This is a genomic window from Erwinia aphidicola (assembly GCF_014773485.1).
Taxonomy (GTDB): Bacteria; Pseudomonadota; Gammaproteobacteria; order Enterobacterales; family Enterobacteriaceae; genus Erwinia; species Erwinia aphidicola.
Window position 1 is genome coordinate 1 of record NZ_JACXBP010000009.1, and the last position, 21,420, is coordinate 21,420.

The window sequence follows — 21,420 nt, forward strand, 5'->3', positions numbered from 1 at the left end:
AACTTTAATTTCAAAATATTCAATCCAATGAAACATAACAGATAAAAAAACTAAATTACTGTCGATTTAAAGATTAATGCTCTGCATTTATTTATCTTGAAGGCATGATGGACTGAGTTAAACATGATGAAGATCATGAAATTATAACCAAAATTTTGATAATGGACTTGCGAGAATTTATGCTTATATGTTCATCATGGCATTGTCTACAGACGTTACAGACCGTTTGCATTGAAGGGATTACTCTGTATTTCCTCTTACGAACTTGGCAGTGAATGACGTCGAAGAATATGAGAATCTTGCCGGTTTTTGGCATGGTAATATCAATCTCTCCCTGCTTTAGGGTAATGAGATCTATTGTTCATTAATTCGAAATTTATTAATTTTCACAATTTATGACCGGGTGTAATGTATTGCTAAAGTTATGACTTTGAGCAGGATTGATTACATTAAGCGTCATTTTCCTCTACGGCACACTGCAAGTAAAATAAATATAACTGATTAAACAGTCTTCACTAATGCATTGTATAAAAAACCCTAATTATAAGGTAAAGATTACACTTAATCTTAAAAGGATATAAGGATAAAATTTAGGGATGAGATAGTTCATAGAAAAAATGTCCGATTGATAAAGTATTTTGTTCGCGCGGAAATTATTTTTCCTTCGTCTTTATTCTATCCTCTTGCAGTGTTGCCATACTATAGAGGGAGAAATTAATGAAGCGTTTTCAGGATAAAGTTGTGTTAATTACAGGGAGCTCGAAAGGAATCGGGGCCGCCACCGCTAAACGGATTGCTGCAGAAGGAGGTATTGTTTGTATAAACTACTCGCGCGGGAAAGAGAGTGCCGAAAATTTAGTGGACTATATTAATAAACAAGGTGGGAACTCCTTATGTATACAGGCCGACGTGGGTATTGAAAGTGAGGTAAATGGCATGATACATAAAATTGCTGAGCAATATGGTAGGTTAGACGTGTTGATTAATAATGCTGGTGTCTACGCTACCAACCGTCTTGAAGAGTTCAATGATAGTGACTATGACAGGCATTTTAACCTAAACGTTAAAGGCCTTATCTATTGTTGCAAAGCTGCGGTAACTGCTATGCCCAAGTCGGGGGGGAGTATTGTTAATATTAGCTCAAGCGTAACTTCATTTACACCATCCAATTCGCTCATTTACACCGCATCAAAAGCTGCTGTTGATTCTATAACTAAGACGCTAGCTAACGAACTGGGGGGAAGAAACATTCGCGTTAACGCGGTAAATCCGGGGTTGGTCATAACTGAGGGTGTACACGACAGTGGATTTTTCGATAACGACTTCAAAACGTACATTGAATCCATGACCCCTCTTGGCCGTATTGGTGAACCTGGTGATATCGCACCAGCCGTAGCTTACCTCGCCTCAGATGAGGCCGGCTGGGTTACCGGCGAAAATCTTATCATCGGCGGCGGCTTGCATTAACTTTACTTGAGAATATTAATATGAAATTAGATAAATTTTACGGCCCGTTAATCAACGGTGTGTTTGAGTTTGATAGCCAAGATACTCATCCCGTAATTTCACCCTCAACGGGTCAGTGCCTGACGAATTTGCATTATTGCAGCGAAAAAGATGTCGAGCGTGCAGTTATGGCGGCACATGCAGCATTTCCCGCATGGAAGGCTTTGGGGCAACAGGTCCGTGCGTCTATGGTTAAGCAATTGGCCGATACGTTAGAAGACAATATGGAAAGGATGGCCGAAATCGATGCATATGATGTAGGGCGTTGCATTAATGAAATCCGGCGTGATTATCAAACGGCGGTCCGGCACTATCGCTATTTTGCTGCAATTATCATGGGTCACGAAGATACAGGCAGAAATATAGCAGATGGATACAGTCTCGCCAAGCGGGAGCCTCTCGGTGTTTGTGGGCAAATTATACCCTGGAATGCACCAGCAATTATGGCAGCTTTCAAACTTGCACCAGCGCTGGTTAGCGGCAACACGGTAGTACTAAAAGCAGATGAAAATGCCTCGTTGTCAACACTGGAATTGGGTAAGTTGATAACTAAAATTTTCCCTGCCGGCGTAGTCAATATTATTACAGGCTTGGGGAATATTTCGGGTGCAGCACTGACTAGAAATAAGCATGTACGTAAACTTTCCTTCACCGGAAGCACGGAAGTGGGCAAGCTAGTGGCCAAAGCTGCAGCAGAACGTCTGGTGCCTGTTACCCTTGAGCTGGGTGGAAAAAGTCCTAACATTGTTTTTCCTGACATCATGGATATGGATGCTGTGGTAGACAACGTAACCTTCGCAGCTATACACAATAACGGTCAATCCTGCCTTGCCGGTACCCGGCTGTTTGTTCACTCAGAAATCTATGACAGTTTTAGCAGAAAGCTTATCGCTTCGTTTGAACGTATTTGTATTGGCTCTCCTTTGGATGAGGATTCGAGAGTGAGTTGCCTTGTTTCTGAAAAGCAGGGTAAACGAGTTCTCTCTTATATTAAGATGGGCGAAGATGAAGGTGCCACTCTACTTACCGGAGGTAAGCGCCGCATTGTAGCGGGTTGCGAGGAAGGATATTTTATAGAACCCACTATTTTTGAAGCAAAAAATTCAATGCGGATATGCCAGGAAGAGATTTTCGGGCCGGTACTGACGCTGATAAAATGGTCAAACTATGAAGATATGATCGCTCAAGCCAACGACAGTGAGTACGGGCTGGCATCAGGGATTTACACAAGTAGTTTGAAAAATGCCATGGATACAGCGGACAGGCTGGAAGCTGGCTCGGTATGGATTAACCGCTATTCGAATATTACCGATGGGACAGCTTTTGGAGGATACAAAAACAGCGGCATTGGCCGGGAGTTCAGCAAAGAAACACTCAATGCTTATACACAGACCAAGACTATTACACTTCAGTCGGAAGTACCTCCTGCGTGGTTTACAAATAAATAATTATCTATGCACAAGGATGTGCATCCGCTGATTCCGTTACAAGTAGGGGACCGACTTGACATAATTTAGTTTAATTTTTTTCGTAGAGCTCTCCCTGGAGAAGAAAGTTTTTTACACTGTGAAAATTTTGCGATTGACACGAATGAGTGGCTTATATTTCTTTTCTCATGTATATGCGTCTAATTCCATGCTGGCAATCTAAAATTCCAAAACTTTCATAGCCCTGATTTTTGTAATAATCAGGTGCTTGAAAGTTATAAGTGTCCAGAGTGATGAATTTGCAAGCTGATGATAATGCATACTCCTCAGCTTTCTTTAATAGCACTTCTCCCAGACCATTACCTCTCTGCTTTTCATCGACCCATAAAAGATGAATGTACAGCCCATGTCCATAAATCTCGCCCGTAATCCCTGCAATAGTATTTTTGTTGTCATCAATAATTCGAAACGAAATTTCTTCGCAGTTATTAAACATAAATTTAGAGTTGTGTTCATCAAGTTTTTTCGATAAAAGTGATTTCAGCTCTTCATTCTTACCTACAGTTTTTTCAATTTTCTTCACGGGAGCCTCTAAATGCTTTGGTATATTAACTAAAGGAGATGACAATGCTGCATGTTGCTCTAAGGAAATCAAATGTTGCATCAAGCCTGAATTGCAAATTGCAGTTACTAGATCGTAATCGTGAAAATAATTATTTCTCAAAGGTTTCACTATTTTAATTTAAACTTATTTGGTGTTAATTCCGTTAATAACTTTTTGGGGTTGGGTTTTTTTAACATCAAATCCCATATGTGTTTTTTATCAGTAAATATCACTGAAATGTATAAGTTAGCACCGCAGTATTATTAAAATCACCATTTAAATGATCTTTACCGATGTAGCTCAGTTTTGATGTAACGTCAATCGAAACTTCTTTTTCGACTGTAATCTGCCCACCTCCAGCAGTACCGTTTATTGAAATTGTAGAGTATAAAGTTCCATCTTTGTTCAGCGTAACCTTTCCACTGTTCTTAATGCTTAACTTAATATTAGCTTTTCGGTTACACGTGATTTTACTTAGTGCGCTGGCTAATGAGTTGTTAATTTCATTTGCTGGGACTTGGTTATGATTTATCGTGATATCTCCGATGTTGCAATTTACGGGTTCAATTGGCGGTTTTACCGCTCCTTCTCCATTTCCGTAGCAGTATTCATTTCCATAAAAATTAATGCCATTATAAATGCTTTGCTGATCGTCTTTCCATGTTCCGTCTGTAGTATTATAAAAGCAAATTTTTTCATTTCCATTTACTTCAAAGTTACCAATACCACAACGTTCTCCCATCGTTTGAGCATTGATCAAATTCATAGAGGCCTTGTAGGAGGTTCCTCTAGGTATCCTAACCATTGGGCGGCATATTGCTGAATAGTTTGCCACCCCGTTAGTAATAACCAAGCGCCACGTTGCATTGCAATATCCATTAGAAGTTGGAACGTAGCATTTTGGATTGTTATAATAACGTGGCTCCAAGGTCCCTCTTGGGGTAATAAAAAATGACCACAAACCATTTGACAACTCTTTCCATTCCTCCGTCAGTTTGACTTCAGCCTGCGCATAATTTCCACTCGCGCAAATGAAAACCAGCATTAGCAGAATTGGTTTTTTTATTGATAGGTTTACTAATTTACAGATCATTTATCTTTTTATCCGGATTGTCGAGAAAATTATCATCAAAAAACTGATGTGCACGAAACGCTAGAATGCACATTCTTTTGCTAAAAAGTATCCTTTGTGGCAGTTTTTGTTTCAATGTGTATGTATAGTAGGTCTTTTTTTTAACAATTTTATTGTGGTATTCTTTTTTTCTTGATGGTTGCTTTTTTAACTTGAGTCGGGGTGTAAGGTAGAAAACAACAGATTCCATTTTCATTTAATCTTAGTGAGGGAATGTAATGCTTGCAAACTAGGTTTTTGATATGCCCATAAATAGATTTTTATTTTTTATGGTTACTGTAAATGTTCGTGATTTAGATTTTTGTGCCTTATATTGGTGTTTTTATGGGTTATTGTTCTGTTTTTTTAGTGGCTGCAAAGTCTTTTGTGTGGTTGAAGGGCAACATGTCAGACTTTGGTGCCTTGAAGGTAAGCAGTCTTCCCTCTTATTAAAGGACTATTGAAGGAGGCGGTTTACAGCCCTTGAATCAGCTACCTCAAGTGCAATGTATGGCTTTGGAATAATTAAAATTTTTCAGGGGATTTAAGTTGATGATTGTCATTCTCGCATAAATGTTATTAGTTTGCGAAACTCGTATAAAACAAGAGTAATTCTGCCTGGAGTGTTTTTGCGATGACCCTAAATCCCATTAATGACTTATTTTAAATAACAAATCTCAAGCTTTGTTTTATGCATGGATTTTATTCTTACAAGTTATTTTGTTGACTAATCCCAGTGTTAAAGTTTCATTTATTCATGGATTTCTTAATCCTTAACTCCAAAACATAAAACCATGAGCAGTGAACTTTTATATGTGCTCGTTAAACCATGAAATTTGCGCCGAGAGCACTTCCTCACGCCAGGGGGAACGGTACAGGTCATAACGCGCTGCACCTGCAACCCTGTAGAGATATTTGACGCCATTTAATCCTTCGTAGACTTCGTTCACCTGGTCCATAGGTATCATGTCGTCGTATTGGGAAATCATCATCAACGTTGGCTGATGCACCCCTGCTGCATAAGGAGCGACCCGAAAATGTAATAGTTCACGTAAAGTCAAATATGGCATCCGGGTAACCATCGCCGGACAAGCACGCCGCTGTTGGCAATAAAATTGTCTGGACGAGCGATCGCGTATCAGTCTACTTATGGGTACCCACAGTTCTCTGCCTTCAATACGTTGAAGCCGAGCTCGCTCCTGCAATGCCTGAGATAAATTCTTACGCGCCTCGGCGGTCATGCCGCGGCTTACTAAAGCAGGACCATCCAGCAGCGGCATCTGGCTGACTACACAGCGCACCTGAGCATTGCGGTAGGCAACACAAAAAGCATGGGCTCCGCCCAGACCGGTCCCCCATAAGCTAACACTATGTTCATCCAACTGGGGGTGTTGGTGTATCCAGTTAAGCACCGCACGTATATCCTCCTGCTGATGTGCCGTAATCAACCTACCTCTTTCGCCAGTGCTGTGGCCAAAGCCGCGATAGTCAAAGGTCACGACCGCAAACCCATTTTTGGCAAAAAACTGTGCAATATCAGGCAACAACATTTCCTGTACGCCGCAAAAATCATTGCACATCACAATCACCGGTAATGCCGCGGGATTTTCAGTACCCTGCATATGCTTGATGGCATATAAACGGAGCGCCAATAAATCATCCAAAAACGGTACTATCACTTGAGTCACTATCACATCCATAAGATCTCCTTCCCGGGACGGGTGATTGCCTGTGCCAAATAACCGATCAAAGACCTGGGGGGGCTGGCGCGGCTTTGCTATTGTCTATTCTGAGCTCATACACCATGGTTGCATTAGGTGGTACATTTGGTGCATAGCCTTTCTCGCCGTAAGCCAGTTCCGCTGGTACCACCATGGTTAGCGACCCATGATTTTTTAGATGACCGATAGCTTCACGGAACAATGGCGGGTATGCGCTAAGTGGCTGAGATAGCACGTTACCTGTCAGTGACATATCCTGAATCACCGTCCCGTCCGTTAAGGTTTCCTTGACTACAACATCAACGATTGCCGTTTCGTGAAGTGGTGTATCACCAGCGTAATCCACCCGATACCAGAACCCGGATGATGACTTCTTCACACCCTGTTGCTTAATGAAGTCGGCTATGAATGTCTCGCCTGATTTTTGCTGAGTGGCGATCATCTTCTCTCGGGCCACGTTGACTGCCTGTTCCGAATCAGCCAAGGCCTGGATGAGAACATCACGCGGCAGCTGAGGCTCTCCGCTAAAGGCATCCACTACCCCGGCTAATATCGTCTTATGATCTGGCTTCAAGCCCCACGTTTCGCGCTCCTTGAGTAATGTAAGGATGTCACGCCCCAGCGCATCGCCAGCAGCATAGGCTTGCTGTTGTGAGGGGTGATTCAGCATTTGCGGTTTAGCCAGCCATACTGCACGCCTACGTAGCTCATCCATCTCGGACTTCATCTGTTTGAGGTTCTGAGTCTCTCTGGTCAACTCAGCCTCACGTTCACTCATCTGTTTGGTCAGTAGATCACTTTGTACTTTTAGCTTTTCGCGATCCTGCTTAAGAGCCGATAGCGACGCGTCTTTTTGCTCGGCGATCACTTGGAGGTCTTTAGCACGTTTCTCAAACTTCTTCAGTTCCTGGTCTTTGAGCGCCAACTGGTCAGTGAACTCTGCCTTTTCTTTCTCCAGACGCAAAGCGTGCGTTGAGCGCAGTGTTTTCTGTTCGGCTTGCAGCGATTTAAGTTCAACCTTAAGTGCTTTATGCTGCTCCTGTTCAGCCGCCAGCTTCTGCTGTTGATGCAAAAGGTCGCTGCTCTTCTCATCGAGAACCAGTTGCAAGGCCTCAAGTTTTTCCGCCATGGGGCGCTGGCCATCATTGGTTTTTGTCTCATCGTCCGACTGCTGTCGCTTAAGCAGTATGATTTGCTTATTCAAAATGGAGATTTGGTCCTGCGCTTGCTGCAAAGATGCACGTTCATGTCTGACGCGTTCCTGCAGTTGAGCGATTAACGCACTGGCGCGATTTTCATCTGACACACCTGTAAACACATTGCGCAGTCCATTGAAAAGCTGACTTAACGGCACTTTTTTTAGGTTATTTAAGTTTTGCTCAGCCTGAAGCCGACGGGCAATTTCTGCCGCTAAGGCACTCTCCTGTTTATTCAAAGTGGCCTGCTGCCTGGCGATTTGAGCGTCGCGCTGCTTCAGGGCATGGCGCAGCGCAGGACTTTCGGAAGGCATGGCCTGAGCCAAACCATTAGCCGGTTTATGTGAAATTTGTGAGGCCTGCTCTTTGATATGTTTGCTGCTATATTGCTCGGCAAACTCTAACAGAGCTGGAATACCATCCTCGGCACGTACACTTTCTGCAGTCCACAGCACAGGAAGCATTAATACCAGACGACGCAAACGGGCGGTCAATTTCATTTAACTGACTCCACCCCGTCAACCAGCGCGTTAAGCAGGGCTTGACTAATATTGGAGCACAAGCGATTAACCTTAAACTGGTAAAGCGCATCCATCGTCTCCTGAGTATTATCGTTAACCTGCGCTCGCATGCGGGCATACTGCACTGTACTGTGCATCAGTCTGTTGAAAGCTTGATGGTACTGCTTATGCTGTCGCGCAGAGACCTGCTTCAGCATATCCAACTGGTTCTGACAGAGCACCATTTTGGGCGCTATACGCTTAGGTTCACTGGTTGATTCAGCTACCTTTAATGCAGGAGACTGCAACTGCACAGTGTCTTGGGCCTCTTTAGCTCTATTGCTATCTATTGGCGGTTTGTTGGTTCCGCAAGCGCTTAGAAAATGACTCAAGCCCAGTAGCAGGCAGATCGGTGCAAATCGACGACACAGGAAATAAATTTTTCTCACGTTCAGTTTCTCATTAGGTGAAACAGTCCACCGCAGCGAAGCCAGTGATACAACTCTTCATTACGCTTGAATCCCAGCTTTTGCATTACCGTGCGCTTATGTGCGCTGACGGTTTTGGCACTAATCTTCAGGTATTGTGGAAGACTTTTTTGTGGCATTTCCTGTGTCAGGCAAGTCATGACTTCCTTTTCGCGTTTAGTCAATTTCAACAACGCACAGCACCGACAGTTTCTTGCAGGAAAGACTGATGAATCACGTTCACTTAACGCCTTCTCAACTATGGCCAGAAGGGACTGAGGGGAGGCTGCACGTAACAGGCTGCCATAGTGACAAAGGCACCGGTATCCACCAGGTTTATTCTCCATGCTGTCACGTACGACTATGTATATCGGTGATCTTGCACCCCGGCGGCGCGATTGAATGAATAATGGTTTCGGCAACTCGTTATTTACGGACCATAGGACCAGATCAGCCCGCGCGATGCTCTCCTCACCGACAAAAAAGACGCCTTGTCCCCGTTGTTTAAAATAGGGTAATAAAATCAGCTTTACACCCTGAGCAAAAAATCTATTGGTATCAATTACGCATATAGTCATGATCTTATTCATTGAGTGTCCCCGACTGATTCAGTTGAGCGGCGAATCTCCACGTTAAAAAGTACATCGTCAGGAAATAACAGGGCTGCCTCACGACGATAATGCTCTGCCAGTTGGTATTGCTGCTGGTAGTGCAATATGGATATCAGGCTGGCGTAAACATTGGCATCAATACGGCGGGTCAGATAGCCCTGTGCCCAGCGGGCATAACCCGTAAGCAATGCTTCATTTTGCGTCTGGTTATAGGTCAGTAAGGCATTTACCTGTTCATCAAAGTCCACGCGTTCCTGATGTACCCAGCGCGAAAGCGCCGGCATTGCGCGCACCTCCTTAACATCAATAAGACCGTTCCGTTCTGCACGGGTGAGCGTCAGGCCGCCTTGCAGGGTGAAAAACATGAGCACTAATGTGGCTGCCGCTGCCAGAGGGAGTAGATACTGCAATGTGAGGCCAGCAAAGCGTGGTAAGGGTTTACGCTCTGCTATACCACTGACCTGGCACTCCAGTGTTCCCAAGATGATCAGGAAAATCATAAAATGCAGCGCAGACAGGTAAAAAGGGTGCTCAAGCTGGGTGTGCAGCGCCATTGGTAGTAACAGCAGACAGAGAGCTATCTGTTCGCCGGCCTGGTTGCTGCCTGCAGCGATTTCACGTCGATCCATTTGCCACGCGCGTACCGCAAGGCGCAAGCCACCTGATATCAGCAGCCCCATACCAAGAAGGGCTACAACACCGCCTTCCACCCACCAGAGCAAAAGCTCATTATGGGGATGACTGGCGATCTCTGTCACTAGCGTGGGCGGCACCTGGTTAATACGATAGTGAAGGAACTGGTATTCAAATCCGCCATAGCCCCAACCTGAGAAGGGTCTTTCGTCAATCATGCGCAGCGTGTCGCGGAGCATAGTCCAGCGTGCGTGGTTGGACGCATCATGAGCTATGTACTCCAGATTGCTTTCGGCAGTTGAAAGCAGCATCGAAGCAACGCCAGTCACAACCCCGATGACTATTAGCATCGCGGCTCTCTTACAGGCTAAGGGTGATGCATTTTTAAAACGCAACAGGAACAGCACTGCAACCAATGCCCCGCCCAGCCAACCTACCCGGGACTGTGTCCATACCAGTAAGGCAGGCATAACCAGCAGCGAAAATATCAGGAAAGCCTGGCGACAGTGCTCATGCCATGCCTTACGCAGGATAAAACCCGGTAGCAGAAACAGCATCAGCGCCAACGCCAACCCGGTGGCCGTAAAACTCGCCAGTATATTCGGCTGCTGGAAAATGCCATAAGGGCGATTACCCTTTACAGGAACCCAGGCAAACTCGGGGAAAAACAACTGCACCAGCGCCAGAACCGCCTGCCCGCAGGCCGCCAATAGTAGAATCAGCCACAGCACCTGGCGCTGATCCCGTCGAAGACGCAACTGTAGCCAGGTAAAATAAAATACGAGGCCGGCAAACAAACCGGCTAAACGCCAGGCCGCACGCGGTGCTGCAGCCGGATCGGCATACAATAGCGGAACGGTAAGCACGGCCACACCAACGATAAACATCGGTAATGCAATAGTGCTAAAAATTATTTTCTTAGCTTTGAAGTTCAGGGTGATTATAAGTATAAATAGTGCCATTGTAGCCCATGAAAAAATATTCATAGGCAACGACAGGCCTGTAGCTCCTTGATTCAAGAAGTAGCCATGCATGCCAAAAAACGAGATTATAACCGGGCAGGCGAAAATAACCTTTTGCATCAATAGAGCCCCATAAAAATAATTTTAATAAATAAAAAATCAAGACCTGACTCAGGCATTAAGATGCGATAAAGAAATCATCTTCCACAGTTAAATAATCTAAAGAAAAATATTGATAAGGCGTGTGTCATATTTTCATTCTTTAAGCGTCATGATAAATTTTTTCATTGATTTGAAAAAGCTTACGCCATAATTGGACTAGGTTTTCACTCAATTAGGGAAAGTATGGAAACCCTACTTGCACGAATACAGCAAAGTTTTACAACTTTCCAATTCCATATTTTCAGCCATTATAAGGGTGACAAACAAGTACATGGTCGGGGTTTCCCACCAATAGTGTGATATTACTTGTTATTCGTATGCAATGTTAAAATTAGCCACCGCGCTAAAATCACCTTTCTTGATTTTTCGTTCGCTAAGAGCATCCGGTTCAGCCATTACATAAGCCTGGAGAAAGATAACGTTGTTGCCATCGGTAATATCCTGCCCGCGACTTTGTTTATTTAACGCTAACGCAACACCATCTTGTGTCTCCAGGCCGATGGCGATACCACTGGCTTCACTACCACTGGCTGGAGCAAGCAGCCCAGGCAGGCTAATGCTCTCCGTGCCGCTGAACGTTACTTTTACTGTATTTCCTAATGTCGTATCACAGTCCATAAGGCGCAGCTGGAATGGCTTGCTGAGAGTGCGCGTATTCAAATACAGGTATTTATCGATTACTGAACCAAAATTAACTGCAATACTTTCATCTTCAGGAAGAAGCGTACAGGGTTCCGCCACCAGATTACCACTATAGGATACATTTACTGATGGTGCAGAGGCGGCCTGAGCTGTATTAATTGTTGCCAATACTAAGATCAATCCATAGCTTGCTTTTTTTAAATGCACTTCATTACTCCTACGGATATTCCAGCTGCAACATGGCGGACGAGATAAAATGTTCACCGGGTAAATCAGCTCCTTTCCGTTTTACGGGTGTTGCTACAAAGGTCAACGAAGTCTGGTCGGCCGAAACAGGAAGCGTCGTTCCCACGTTAAAATCCGTCAGAACGCCGTTAACCGACTGGCTACGTAAGTTAATGCCAAAGTCCGTAATATTGCTTTTCACTGCGGCATTATCAAAAGCTGTAACATCGCCGACGTATCGGACGACGACGTCTTGACCGTTACCCGAACATTGGTACATCATATTGAATGTCTGTGCGTAATTCTGGCCATCGATTTTATTAACACCTACTTCGTCAAAAGAGATTTCAATTGGCTGGCCATTATTTATTTCACAGGGGGGGTTCTCCATTAAGGTACCATGAAAAGTCATGTTATCATCCGCCATAACGGGAGAAGCCAACCATGCACTGACTATGCATAACACCAGGGCTACTAGCAAAATTTTTATCTTCATCTGTTTATCACCTTTCACTGGTACGCCACCATCAGAGTTGCGCCAGCATTAAACTCTCCACCCGTTAGCGTAGCCCCCGCCTTTTTTACCGGGACTGCCTGCAATACAGGTTTATCGGGATAGGTGAATTGTACCCAGTTATTAATGGTTAATGGCTGCCCGTTTGCCCGTAGCGCTATCCCAAAATCAGCGATGTTCGTTTGTAGTGCACTGGTATCGAAAAAGGTCTGATTTCCCATGACCATTAGTTTCATAGCGTTGGAGAAGTTACCATTACATTCAAGACTGTAATCTACTAATCTTAGGTAATTGATGCCGTCTACGTTCTTCGTAATTACATTAGTACCGAAGTCCACGTCGATCGTTTTATCCCCGTTAATGATGCAGGGAGGAGGAGCGACCACGGTGACTTTTACCTGAACCGTCGACATAGCAGCACCCGCGCTAAAATTCCAAATAGACATAATTGAAACCAGTAAAGCTAAGGCAGCAGCAGCATGATTGTTTTTTATTTTCACAGGAATCTCCTCAGTTATAACTGAGCTGAAAATCTACCGCTGCGCGGTAAGCTCCGGCCACCAGGGGTGCCGGAGTTCGTTCAGCCGTCACGGTATAAGTCAGACTGTCCTGGCCTTGAGCAAGGAACAGGGGGACGCCACGACTCCCAAGCCGCACATCATGCCCGCTGCCGTCTAGCAAGCGCAGCCCAAGTCCGGAAACTCCATCTGCTCTGATTAGCTGAGGGTTGTCCATATCAGCGGGAGCAATGAAGCTAACGCTGACCGTCGGCTGTATAGCTGCCCAGTACCGGGCGCCAGTCCGTTCATCACGCTGACTGGCAGAGTTTCGTAAGCAGTCCGTTAGTCTCAGTTCGAAAGCAACTGGCGAAGCCCTTTCCCCAGGGGAACTTAGTTGTGCTGTACCGGCTTCTCCGAGCCAGATATCCTGACGTGCGCTATTCATCTCCAGCCGACAAGCGCTTTCAGTCAACACACCCTGTATATGCAAGGTGCCGTTAGCACCCTCTACCTCCCAGTTATCTGCCGCGTGTAGCGGCAGCAACGTCATCTGGATCGCGCACAACGTTATCGCTAACGCACCGATGTAACTGTAATAGCGAAAATCATTAAGCCAGCGATCTGAGTTTGCTTTTTTATTATTGTTTTCAGTCATTTTAGTTACCTCATGAAACACTAAGCTTTTTAATCGTTATGCACGATTTGTTTGGTTATGGCGCTTTTTTATTCTGAACAACCTGACAACTGCTTCCGCTACAGCTGAAACTCAGCTGTGGCCGCCCGCCGTAATCGTTAATGTAGGTCAGTACCGGTGTGGTACCTACACTCGCAGCACTGACTGTCAGCGGTGCGTTACTCATAGGTGGCACCATGAAAGGTTCAAATCCTTTCGCGCCGGCACCTGCGATCTTGTTGCTGGCATCCACGATAGTGACGTAGTAAGGCGTGGGATTGTTTACCACAAACTTGTCACCTTGCCTGGTCAGCGTCATCTGTTCCTGAGCCGGCGCTGCATTTTTTTGAATTGCAATCGCGGCGGGGCGGTAAAAGAGCTTGATACGCGTCTGTAGCGCTATCTGCAGCGTGTTGGGCTTATCGCTTTTAGGCGGTATTTCACGCAGGTTAAAGTAGTACAGACTCTCTCGATCCTGTGGCAGTCGTTTAGTTAGCGGTAGGGCCTGGATTTTAATCTGGCTTGGCTTACCCGGTTCGATGCGCTGCACTGGTGGCAGGACCGTCATCGGTTCCTGGATTTTTTTGCCAGACTCATCTTCCAGCCAGCCTTGAGCCAGGTAAGGCAGCTGCTTATTCTGATTGCTGATATTTAGGCTGATCGATGATTGATCTCCGTTGAAAATAACTCGGGTACGGTCAAGAGCAATCGCGGCTTGAGCCTGCTGTGCAACTATTGAGAACATCCACGCTGCTGCCAGGGCCGTCGTCAAAATATATTTTTGTTTCATCGCTAATTTCTCATGTTTTATTAATGTGGTTCACCAGATACAATTCAGGTTTTAATCGAGCTTATGATTGAGCTGTTTTTTTTGTCATATTCTGCTTACTGTCATCTGTAACAAGGTTTTCCGCTGCCATTACATGGCAGGGCAGTAGCAGATTGCTCTGCAAGTCTATTAATAGCGGAGCCGGTAGGTTTATTTCGCACTTTGCCGTACCATCCCAGTGCACCATCATGCGATCGCCTGCGTTAATTCCGCTCAGATATACGCTTCCGCCATCATTAACAATCCCTGTCTCCTGCTTACGACTGTTCAGGACAGTTGCCCCGAATGGTGGAGAACTACCGTCGGCCAGCTTAATAATGGCCATCGCTTTTTCTCCCGCGATTACACCAAATTTACGATAGCCGATCGCACCTTCAGTCAGCGTGGCCTGAACCACCGATTTAGTTGCCTCTGCGTTCTCACCTAGCTTGTTAAGGTCGATACTGGCCTTATTTCGGTAGTAGCTGCTGACATCTGCCACGACCACTTTGCCCCAGGCATTGGTATTTGATGTTGCACCATACCCACGTACTGGCACATCCGGCACTCCCTCGGTATCCAACAGCATACGTGTCCCACCCATCATGCCCGCACGGTGAAGCGCTCCGCCTTCTGGAGTAAGAGTCGCACCACCTTGAGCAGAGAATCCGACTGCGCTGTAACGCCCTTCCTGATAGCTCGCGTTAGCACTTAATCGCGCCATATCACCGTCGTGATTATAGTAACCACTCACATTAGCTCCGCTACGAGACGTTCCCGTAGACAGTTGGTAATTGTTGTTTTCATCAATGCGGTCGTAATAACCCACTCTGTGAGTGATATCTTTCCGATCAACGGTGGCGTTGTAACTGACGTTGCCATTGTTACCCCACGGCATTGACAGCGATAGATACATACCGTCATCATCACTACCGTTGTAACGGTTACGATAAGCCGACAGTGACATGCTAAGATTCTTAAAGCGGCCGATATCAAAATAGCGTGATAGTGTCATGTTGTAGCGATCGTTAGCCGGGCGATCCCAGTACGTTTGATGGCTGTAATTCAGATATGCACTTAGCCCTAAATCACGAAACTGCTTATTGAAAGAGAGCGTGTACATTTCCTTACTGCCACCAACCCGGTAACCGTTATTATGCGCGTCGAGGTATTCGCTCATGCTCATAAAATCCTCTTCCGAGAAACGGTAGCCTGCAAAAGTTACCTGACTGTCGATCTCTTCGAAGGTCTTTGAATAGCTGACCCGATAAGATCCGCCGCTAAGCGTCTCCGCTTCTCCTGGCAGTTTTGCCCGCGACTGCGTGGCATCAAACGACAACGCACCTAAGATCATCAGATCGCGACCGATACCGACTGAAAGGGCGTTGTAATCGCCCCCAAACAGGGCCCCACCGTATAACGACCAGCCGTTGCTTATTCCCCAGGAAAATTCACTGGTACTAAACACTGGACCGTTTGAGCGGTGCGCAATGTCAGATGGTTTTCCGGCGGCGAACTTAAAGCGCACCGAACCCGGTCGCGTCAGGTATGGAATGTTGGCAGTATTCATAGTGAACTCCTGCACGCTGCCATCTTGTTCTTCTACCCGCACGACCAACTCGCCCGAGACCGCATCGTTGATGTCCTGGATGCGGAATGGCCCTGCAGCAACCTGAGTTTCATATAAAATCCGCCCCTGCTGGCTAATGACCACTTTGGCGTTAGTTTTCGCTATGCCGACAACTTCCGGGGCATAACCTCGCAGGTTAGGCGGTAGCATATTGTCGTCCGATACCAGGCTTGCGCCAGTAAAGCGGAAGCTGTCGAACATACCGGAATCAAGATAACTTTCTCCAATGGTCAGCTTGGATCGCAGAGCAGGAAGGGCTCGATAAGCATAATATCGGCTCCAGTCCAGTCTTTTAGTCGCTGCCTGGCCGCTTCCGGCCTGATGGTCGACATTACCTTGCCAATCCGCGCGTAGCCTCCATGCCCCCACGTTTGCTCCTGCGGTTCCGGCACCACTCAGGGAATAATTTTGGTTGCCATTAAGCTGTTGACGCTGTGTTTGAGCATTAACGTTGTAGTCAAAAATTATTCCTGGAATTCCTTCATCCCAGCGAGAAGGTGGATCCCAGTCCGGCGAGGAATACTCCAGATATGCCTGTGGAATACTCAGGTATAAGGAGGACGTCGCAAGATCAGGGCGCACTTCCATCCCCTTCAAGCTATCAACATTTAAACATCCACCTTGATGCCACCAGAGCAGATCTTGAGCTACATCGGGCTTTAAACCAAGCAGGCCAACCAGCTCTGGTGACAAACAGGCACGACTTCCTTTGGGATCATTTTCCGGTGGAAAAAAATTGACGACCTGCTCAGGAATGTCATCTTTATTGATGTGTATAGCCATGGTGTAGGCTCCTGGCATAATATACCCACCGCGAGAAAACTGACTCAGGTCAATATTGCTCCGGTCGTTAACGTCCAGCACATCAATGTTGAATTCAATCGTTTCTGCAGCCCAAATTGAGGAACTCCCAATAGCCAAAGAAATGCTCAACCCCAATGCATTAAGACGAAAGATTTTCCTCGTTGTGGATAATAACCCAACCATAAAACCAGACCTTTAAAATGAAGAGCAACAGTTATTGTTACAATCAATTCCCGGCGTTCAATAATAAGCCATTTTTAACCGTATTGATGATTTGTATCTACCAGAAACTAAGAGCTGCTTGTTGGAAACAAGCCTCATTGTATAATCCAACTTCATGCTTCCATGGCTTATTTCTCGCATAGGCATGGCTTCGCCAGGGATCGCACTGTTCCCTTGGGAATCTTTTATTTCAAGTGCGATTCCTTTAGCATCCCCATCTATCCCAAAAAACTTACCGTCTACATTGCCGTCGAAGGTTACCTGGAAATACTGCCAGCCAGGTAAACTTGAGTGAGGGCGTGTAAGCTCACAGTTAATCAACTTGATACTAAATGGTTTTGATCTCCCAAAACCCTCCTGAATTATCTCACCAGTTGGCACTGTATCCATATCAATAGTCTGGTCGCGACTTCCTGATGAAATAGCACATGCACTATCAATAATAGCTCCTTCCATATTGACAATGCCCCATCCTGAGAAAGTGGCAGAGGCTTGCGACACAGAAAAAAACGAAGCCAGTATTATCAACAATGAAGGAGGCACTACCCAATAATGATGTTGAGTCATAACCTTGATAACCATTTGAGTCATTTATAAAGCATGCGGAATTTTCCGCATGCTTGAATATTGCTACATCAAAAAATATTACTGATAGGCCATGGTGAAGTCGGCCACGCTGGTGAAGTCACCAGGGATAACAGCTTCGGATGCATTATCACCCTGCAGATAAGCTCGGAAACGCAGGATGTTTTTACCTTCAATAACCTTCTGAGTTGAAGTTGCTTCACCCATTTTGATGAGTTTACCAGCAGTATCGGTCAGTGCGATGCTTGCACCTTTGGCTGCGCCGTTGATAGCCAGGCGACCGCTTTCATTTTCAACACCAGTAAAGGTTACAGAAACATTCTCTTTACCTTCTTCAATTTCGCAGTTTTCCAGTAAAATCTGGAATTCTTTTGGTGTAGACTGGCCACCGTTCTTCAGGGCAACTTTAGAAACCTGGCCGAGGTTAACAGTCTGGTCAACAGACTCAGGGTTGATTGAGCAAGGAGCGTCAATGATAGAACCTTCAAAGTTAACTACACCCTGACCCTGGTTGGCCGCATGAGCCACAGAGGATGCACCGAAAGCAATTACTGCTGCCATCATGATTTTGTTCAGTTTCATTTTTATCTCCAAATTTTTTAAGGTTAGCTTTTCTACGCACTCTCTATTTACGTAGTAGTCACAACAGCCTGGTGAACATTGCATTACATACGTCTCTGTTCTGTTGTTGCGATAGGACATACTTTATCGGAGAACGGCATTGGTGGTTATTTGTATTGCAAAATAGACAAAAAACAGATTTTTGTGCTATTCTACTATCTCAGTACAGTTTTATTTAGAGTTAAAAAAAGGTTTGTCAGCATCGTCAAAGATGCATTTTCTGGCTTTGTTAATGAAAAAAATTATCTATTTTTAATAAAAATTGACAAAATAGGCTTATGCTAGATAAAAGCATTGAAAAAATTTCCATAAACACAGGTATGGCGCATGTACTTCATTTTAAACAAGGGCTTGAAATTCAACCCTGACGTTAATGAGATCTCCCTCATAAATGATCAACACAACAGTGTGGTGCTTTCAAAACCAGCCACTAGGCTGCTTTTAACTTTAATTCAGAATGCTAATAATGTTGTGACGCGAGATTTTCTACTAAAAAATGTTTGGGAGGATTATGGATATACCCCATCAAACAACAACCTTTACATGGCTATCAGTGAGTTGAGAAAGGCATTCACATCTCTTTGGAAGGATATTGAACTAATAAAAACAATTCCAAAAGTTGGTTTGACGCTTGAGGCTGCTATTGATGTTTTCGAGATAAAAGATGGTGTTTCAAACACACAACTATCAAGCGACACCAATCCAGCAGAAAAAGAGATAAATAGTGAAACTGTTTCCTTGGTAGAGGTTGAGGAATTACCAGTATCTGACAATGAATTGGAGACATATTTCCTAAAAGATAAGAGATCTCACGTAAAAATTAAAGCTTTAATATCATTAGCGATAGTGATACCATCAATACTATATTTCATTTCGACTTTCGAAAGGAAGCTTCCCATTGGTGTTTCAAAAGATGAATATGCATTTAAATATGGAACTTGCGACGTTTTTAGTCACGACATTTCTTTAGGTCATGTGCCGGATAAAGAAATCTTCAAAAGCAATATCATCGAAAAGTTAAAGCAATACGATATATCCTGTATAAATGTTAAAAAAAACATTTACTACCAAACTACTTTTGGGAGAGGGGGTAATAAGCAAAATTATTTTATAGCTGCATGTACCTATATTCATAACTCTGACTCTAGAAAATGTGAAACTATTCATGAATTCGGTGAATAAATAAAATGAAAATAAAAATTCAGAATGTGATGTTAGTAATCTCAGTGATAATATCTATGACGCTGGTTTTTTATGCAAAGAAAAAAGAGAATACATTCTCTTGCTCTTCGCATGTTGACTATTTTTTTCCGAAAGGGTCTTTGCATTCAGATTTTCAAATCCTTATGTACAGTGATGAAACTGGGTTAATAATACATAGAGGGAGTTTAATTGTTGGGCAGGAAAAGTACCTTATAAATAGACAAATAGATTTCATCATAAAGAATAAAAACAAAGGTGGACTCTTAACTTTGAAGCTCACAGGGGTTGAAAAGAATCCTAATGATAGCGTGCCAGATGAGGATGCTTGGAATAAATCTTACTCACCCGGGTTGCAGTATTATCCATTAGTGTTGAAAACTAAAGGTGGTGATATTATCATAACGGAGAATGCATCACCTCTATATGTTTGTTCTCAGAGTAATTAAGTTCACTCAAGAATTTCACTTATGCATATAGATAATTAACAGCATGGTAAAATTCCCTTTATCATATAAAGAAAAGATTCTGGGATGTAAAGTACATGCGCTAAGATAATTTTAAATATCCTGATGTTAATAAATTAGATATTAATATCAGGATGTGATTTTTGTGTGTGCTTTTATGGGGGGGGGCGGGGTTTTGAAGCTGAAAATTCCTCGTAATCAACTTCCCTTAACAATTATATAACTCAAGTAACCATGCTCTAAGTAGGACTTCATGAGCCCTTTATCTGATATTGTTTCACGTTTAAAAATAAGTAGCCAAAGAGTCGTTAGTTTTGAGTTTAAAAATAATACTAAAGCGGTTTTTCCAGAATATGATGGAATGAAGATCTATATAGCAAAAAAAGGCCGACTTTTTTTTAAGGCACAAGGTGATAAAAAAATATACCCTTTTAATGAAGGTGATATTGTAATTTTATCAAGTGGAAAGGCATTTGATATTTTTGACCACGACTCAGCGGAATGCATCGATATAGATAAAATCCAAGTGGTAAAGGGGGGCTCCACTTTTTTTACCAACGGAGGTGACGATTTCTCTTTTATCGGATGCAGGTTTGTGCTTCATATAAATGAAACGATTCGTTTTATCACTGCTTTGCCTGAGCCTATAATTATTTCAGCGCAAAGTGAAGAGAACAACGTGATCAGCGATTTCTTAATTCATCTTTTTTCAGAGATAAAGAAGCCTAAGCCGGGTAGTGAGTTGATTACTGAGCACTTATTGCAAATAATTCTGACACAAGCACTAAGAGTTCATATTTTTACAGGAGCGTCAGGAGGTGAGGAAGGTATGTTTTATGCTTTGACGGATAATAATATTGGCCCTGTTCTAACCTGTTTGCACCAGCAGCCTGGAAGAAAGTGGCTTTTGGATGAACTTGCAAGCGTTGCTGGTATGTCACGCTCTGCTTTCACCTCAAAATTTAGAAGGCTGCTGGGGTGTAGTGTTAAAAAATATATTCGTATATGGCGCTTCAGTCTTGCAATAGATCGCATGATAAGGAATAAAGAAACTATAAGTCAAATTGCATTTGACTTGGGTTATGAGTCCGAAAGCGCTTTTAGTACCGCTTTCAAGAAAGTAATGGGAGAGTCTCCCAGGAATTACATTAGCAATCTTTATTAGTCAGGTTTTTTTTGAAGGGATATTTAGAATTTACCCGTCAAAGCAGATGATGCCAAGATTTTGTTTCTGCATAAAATTATTTTGGCGATGGCGGTATTAATAAAGAGTAATCACTATCGTATCTCTCTAACGGTTTTTACATGAATTGTATTTCCTGTTGTCTTATTCACCCATTCAGGATTTAAATTACTTTATGACAGTGCTAGGCTAAGTGGTGAGTGATAGACTTAACGAGTTTTATATATTCAATACCCTATTTAAAAAGCCTAATAGCAATAAGCAAAAAGATAATTTCTCTAAAAAAATAAAATGTATTTTAATTAATTATGATGAATCTTCACGCCTTTAATGTCATTAGCTTGATCAAAAGTTGATATGTCGGGTTATAGAGATTGCTGCGCTTAAATTCCCCATAAGGACAGATCGCCGTCGCGGAGGGACATAAGGTGTGATGGCTAAAGCCA

General features: G+C 43.8%; 20 protein-coding genes. 5 read left to right on the plus strand and 15 right to left on the minus strand.

Annotated features, from left to right (window positions below; translation table 11 throughout):
• Positions 1-717 precede the first annotated feature (717 nt).
• The gene (locus ID864_RS18525) at positions 718-1,467 is read left to right on the plus strand and encodes an SDR family NAD(P)-dependent oxidoreductase (protein WP_099755268.1); all 750 of its coding nucleotides are present in this window, start codon (positions 718-720) and stop codon (positions 1,465-1,467) included.
• A gap of 20 nt (positions 1,468-1,487) precedes the next feature.
• On the plus strand, positions 1,488-2,954 hold the full coding sequence (locus tag ID864_RS18530) for an aldehyde dehydrogenase family protein (RefSeq protein ID WP_099755269.1): 1,467 nt from the start codon (positions 1,488-1,490) through the stop codon (positions 2,952-2,954).
• A 151-nt stretch (positions 2,955-3,105) separates the two neighbouring features.
• On the opposite strand, the gene ID864_RS18535 is transcribed toward ID864_RS18530, so the two are convergent.
• The 15 genes from ID864_RS18535 to ID864_RS18605 all read right to left on the minus strand — a co-directional run bounded on the left by ID864_RS18535 (position 3,106) and on the right by ID864_RS18605 (position 18,085).
• Positions 3,106-3,597, minus strand: coding sequence for a GNAT family N-acetyltransferase (locus ID864_RS18535; RefSeq protein ID WP_191150188.1), 492 nt, complete (start codon positions 3,595-3,597; stop codon positions 3,106-3,108).
• A gap of 169 nt (positions 3,598-3,766) precedes the next feature.
• Positions 3,767-4,630: an MrpH family fimbial adhesin gene (locus ID864_RS18540; RefSeq protein ID WP_143355102.1), complete on the minus strand. Its 864-nt coding sequence runs from the start codon at positions 4,628-4,630 to the stop codon at positions 3,767-3,769.
• 827 nt (positions 4,631-5,457) lie between these two features.
• Complete coding sequence (locus ID864_RS18545) at positions 5,458-6,348, minus strand: alpha/beta hydrolase (RefSeq protein ID WP_191150189.1); 891 nt, start codon at positions 6,346-6,348, stop codon at positions 5,458-5,460.
• 46 nt (positions 6,349-6,394) lie between these two features.
• The gene (locus ID864_RS18550; RefSeq protein ID WP_191150190.1) at positions 6,395-8,065 is read right to left on the minus strand and encodes an FKBP-type peptidyl-prolyl cis-trans isomerase N-terminal domain-containing protein; all 1,671 of its coding nucleotides are present in this window, start codon (positions 8,063-8,065) and stop codon (positions 6,395-6,397) included.
• Positions 8,062-8,514 (minus strand): hypothetical protein, encoded by a 453-nt coding sequence (locus ID864_RS18555; protein WP_099755205.1) that lies wholly within the window; start codon positions 8,512-8,514, stop codon positions 8,062-8,064. The genes ID864_RS18550 and ID864_RS18555 overlap by 4 nt, the downstream gene beginning before the upstream one ends.
• A 2-nt stretch (positions 8,515-8,516) precedes the next feature.
• Positions 8,517-9,122 (minus strand): helix-turn-helix transcriptional regulator, encoded by a 606-nt coding sequence (locus ID864_RS23895; RefSeq protein ID WP_099755204.1) that lies wholly within the window; start codon positions 9,120-9,122, stop codon positions 8,517-8,519.
• The gene (locus tag ID864_RS18565) at positions 9,119-10,858 is read right to left on the minus strand and encodes a PglL family O-oligosaccharyltransferase (protein ID WP_224750554.1); all 1,740 of its coding nucleotides are present in this window, start codon (positions 10,856-10,858) and stop codon (positions 9,119-9,121) included. The genes ID864_RS23895 and ID864_RS18565 overlap by 4 nt, the downstream gene beginning before the upstream one ends.
• Before the next feature lie 351 nt (positions 10,859-11,209).
• On the minus strand, positions 11,210-11,749 hold the full coding sequence (locus tag ID864_RS18570) for a fimbrial protein (protein ID WP_191150191.1): 540 nt from the start codon (positions 11,747-11,749) through the stop codon (positions 11,210-11,212).
• Positions 11,750-11,759: 10 nt separating this feature from the next.
• Entirely contained in the window at positions 11,760-12,263 is a 504-nt protein-coding gene (locus ID864_RS18575; RefSeq protein ID WP_191150192.1) for a fimbrial protein, read from the minus strand.
• A 14-nt stretch (positions 12,264-12,277) separates the two neighbouring features.
• Positions 12,278-12,781: a fimbrial protein gene (locus ID864_RS18580; RefSeq protein WP_288500051.1), complete on the minus strand. Its 504-nt coding sequence runs from the start codon at positions 12,779-12,781 to the stop codon at positions 12,278-12,280.
• Between the two features lie 10 nt (positions 12,782-12,791).
• Positions 12,792-13,436 (minus strand): fimbrial protein, encoded by a 645-nt coding sequence (locus ID864_RS18585; protein ID WP_099755121.1) that lies wholly within the window; start codon positions 13,434-13,436, stop codon positions 12,792-12,794.
• 55 nt (positions 13,437-13,491) lie between these two features.
• Positions 13,492-14,244, minus strand: a complete 753-nt coding sequence (locus ID864_RS18590; RefSeq protein ID WP_099755122.1) for a fimbria/pilus periplasmic chaperone — start codon at positions 14,242-14,244, stop codon at positions 13,492-13,494.
• 61 nt (positions 14,245-14,305) lie between these two features.
• Complete coding sequence (locus tag ID864_RS18595; RefSeq protein WP_191150193.1) at positions 14,306-16,879, minus strand: outer membrane usher protein; 2,574 nt, start codon at positions 16,877-16,879, stop codon at positions 14,306-14,308.
• 57 nt (positions 16,880-16,936) lie between these two features.
• On the minus strand, positions 16,937-17,509 hold the full coding sequence (locus ID864_RS18600) for a fimbrial protein (protein WP_318153240.1): 573 nt from the start codon (positions 17,507-17,509) through the stop codon (positions 16,937-16,939).
• A gap of 54 nt (positions 17,510-17,563) precedes the next feature.
• A complete protein-coding gene (locus ID864_RS18605) occupies positions 17,564-18,085 on the minus strand; it encodes a fimbrial protein (RefSeq protein WP_099755124.1) in 522 nt (173 codons plus the stop codon).
• A gap of 366 nt (positions 18,086-18,451) precedes the next feature.
• Here ID864_RS18605 and ID864_RS18610 point away from each other — a divergent pair, with 366 nt between their 5' ends.
• The 3 genes from ID864_RS18610 to ID864_RS18620 all read left to right on the plus strand — a co-directional run bounded on the left by ID864_RS18610 (position 18,452) and on the right by ID864_RS18620 (position 20,956).
• Positions 18,452-19,306 carry a winged helix-turn-helix domain-containing protein gene (locus ID864_RS18610; RefSeq protein WP_191150194.1) on the plus strand — a complete coding sequence of 285 codons (855 nt, stop codon included), beginning with the start codon at positions 18,452-18,454 and terminating at the stop codon, positions 19,304-19,306.
• Between the two features lie 5 nt (positions 19,307-19,311).
• Positions 19,312-19,773 carry a hypothetical protein gene (locus tag ID864_RS18615; protein WP_191150195.1) on the plus strand — a complete coding sequence of 154 codons (462 nt, stop codon included), beginning with the start codon at positions 19,312-19,314 and terminating at the stop codon, positions 19,771-19,773.
• A gap of 271 nt (positions 19,774-20,044) precedes the next feature.
• On the plus strand, positions 20,045-20,956 hold the full coding sequence (locus ID864_RS18620; protein ID WP_191150196.1) for an AraC family transcriptional regulator: 912 nt from the start codon (positions 20,045-20,047) through the stop codon (positions 20,954-20,956).
• The last annotated feature ends 464 nt before the right edge of the window (positions 20,957-21,420 follow it).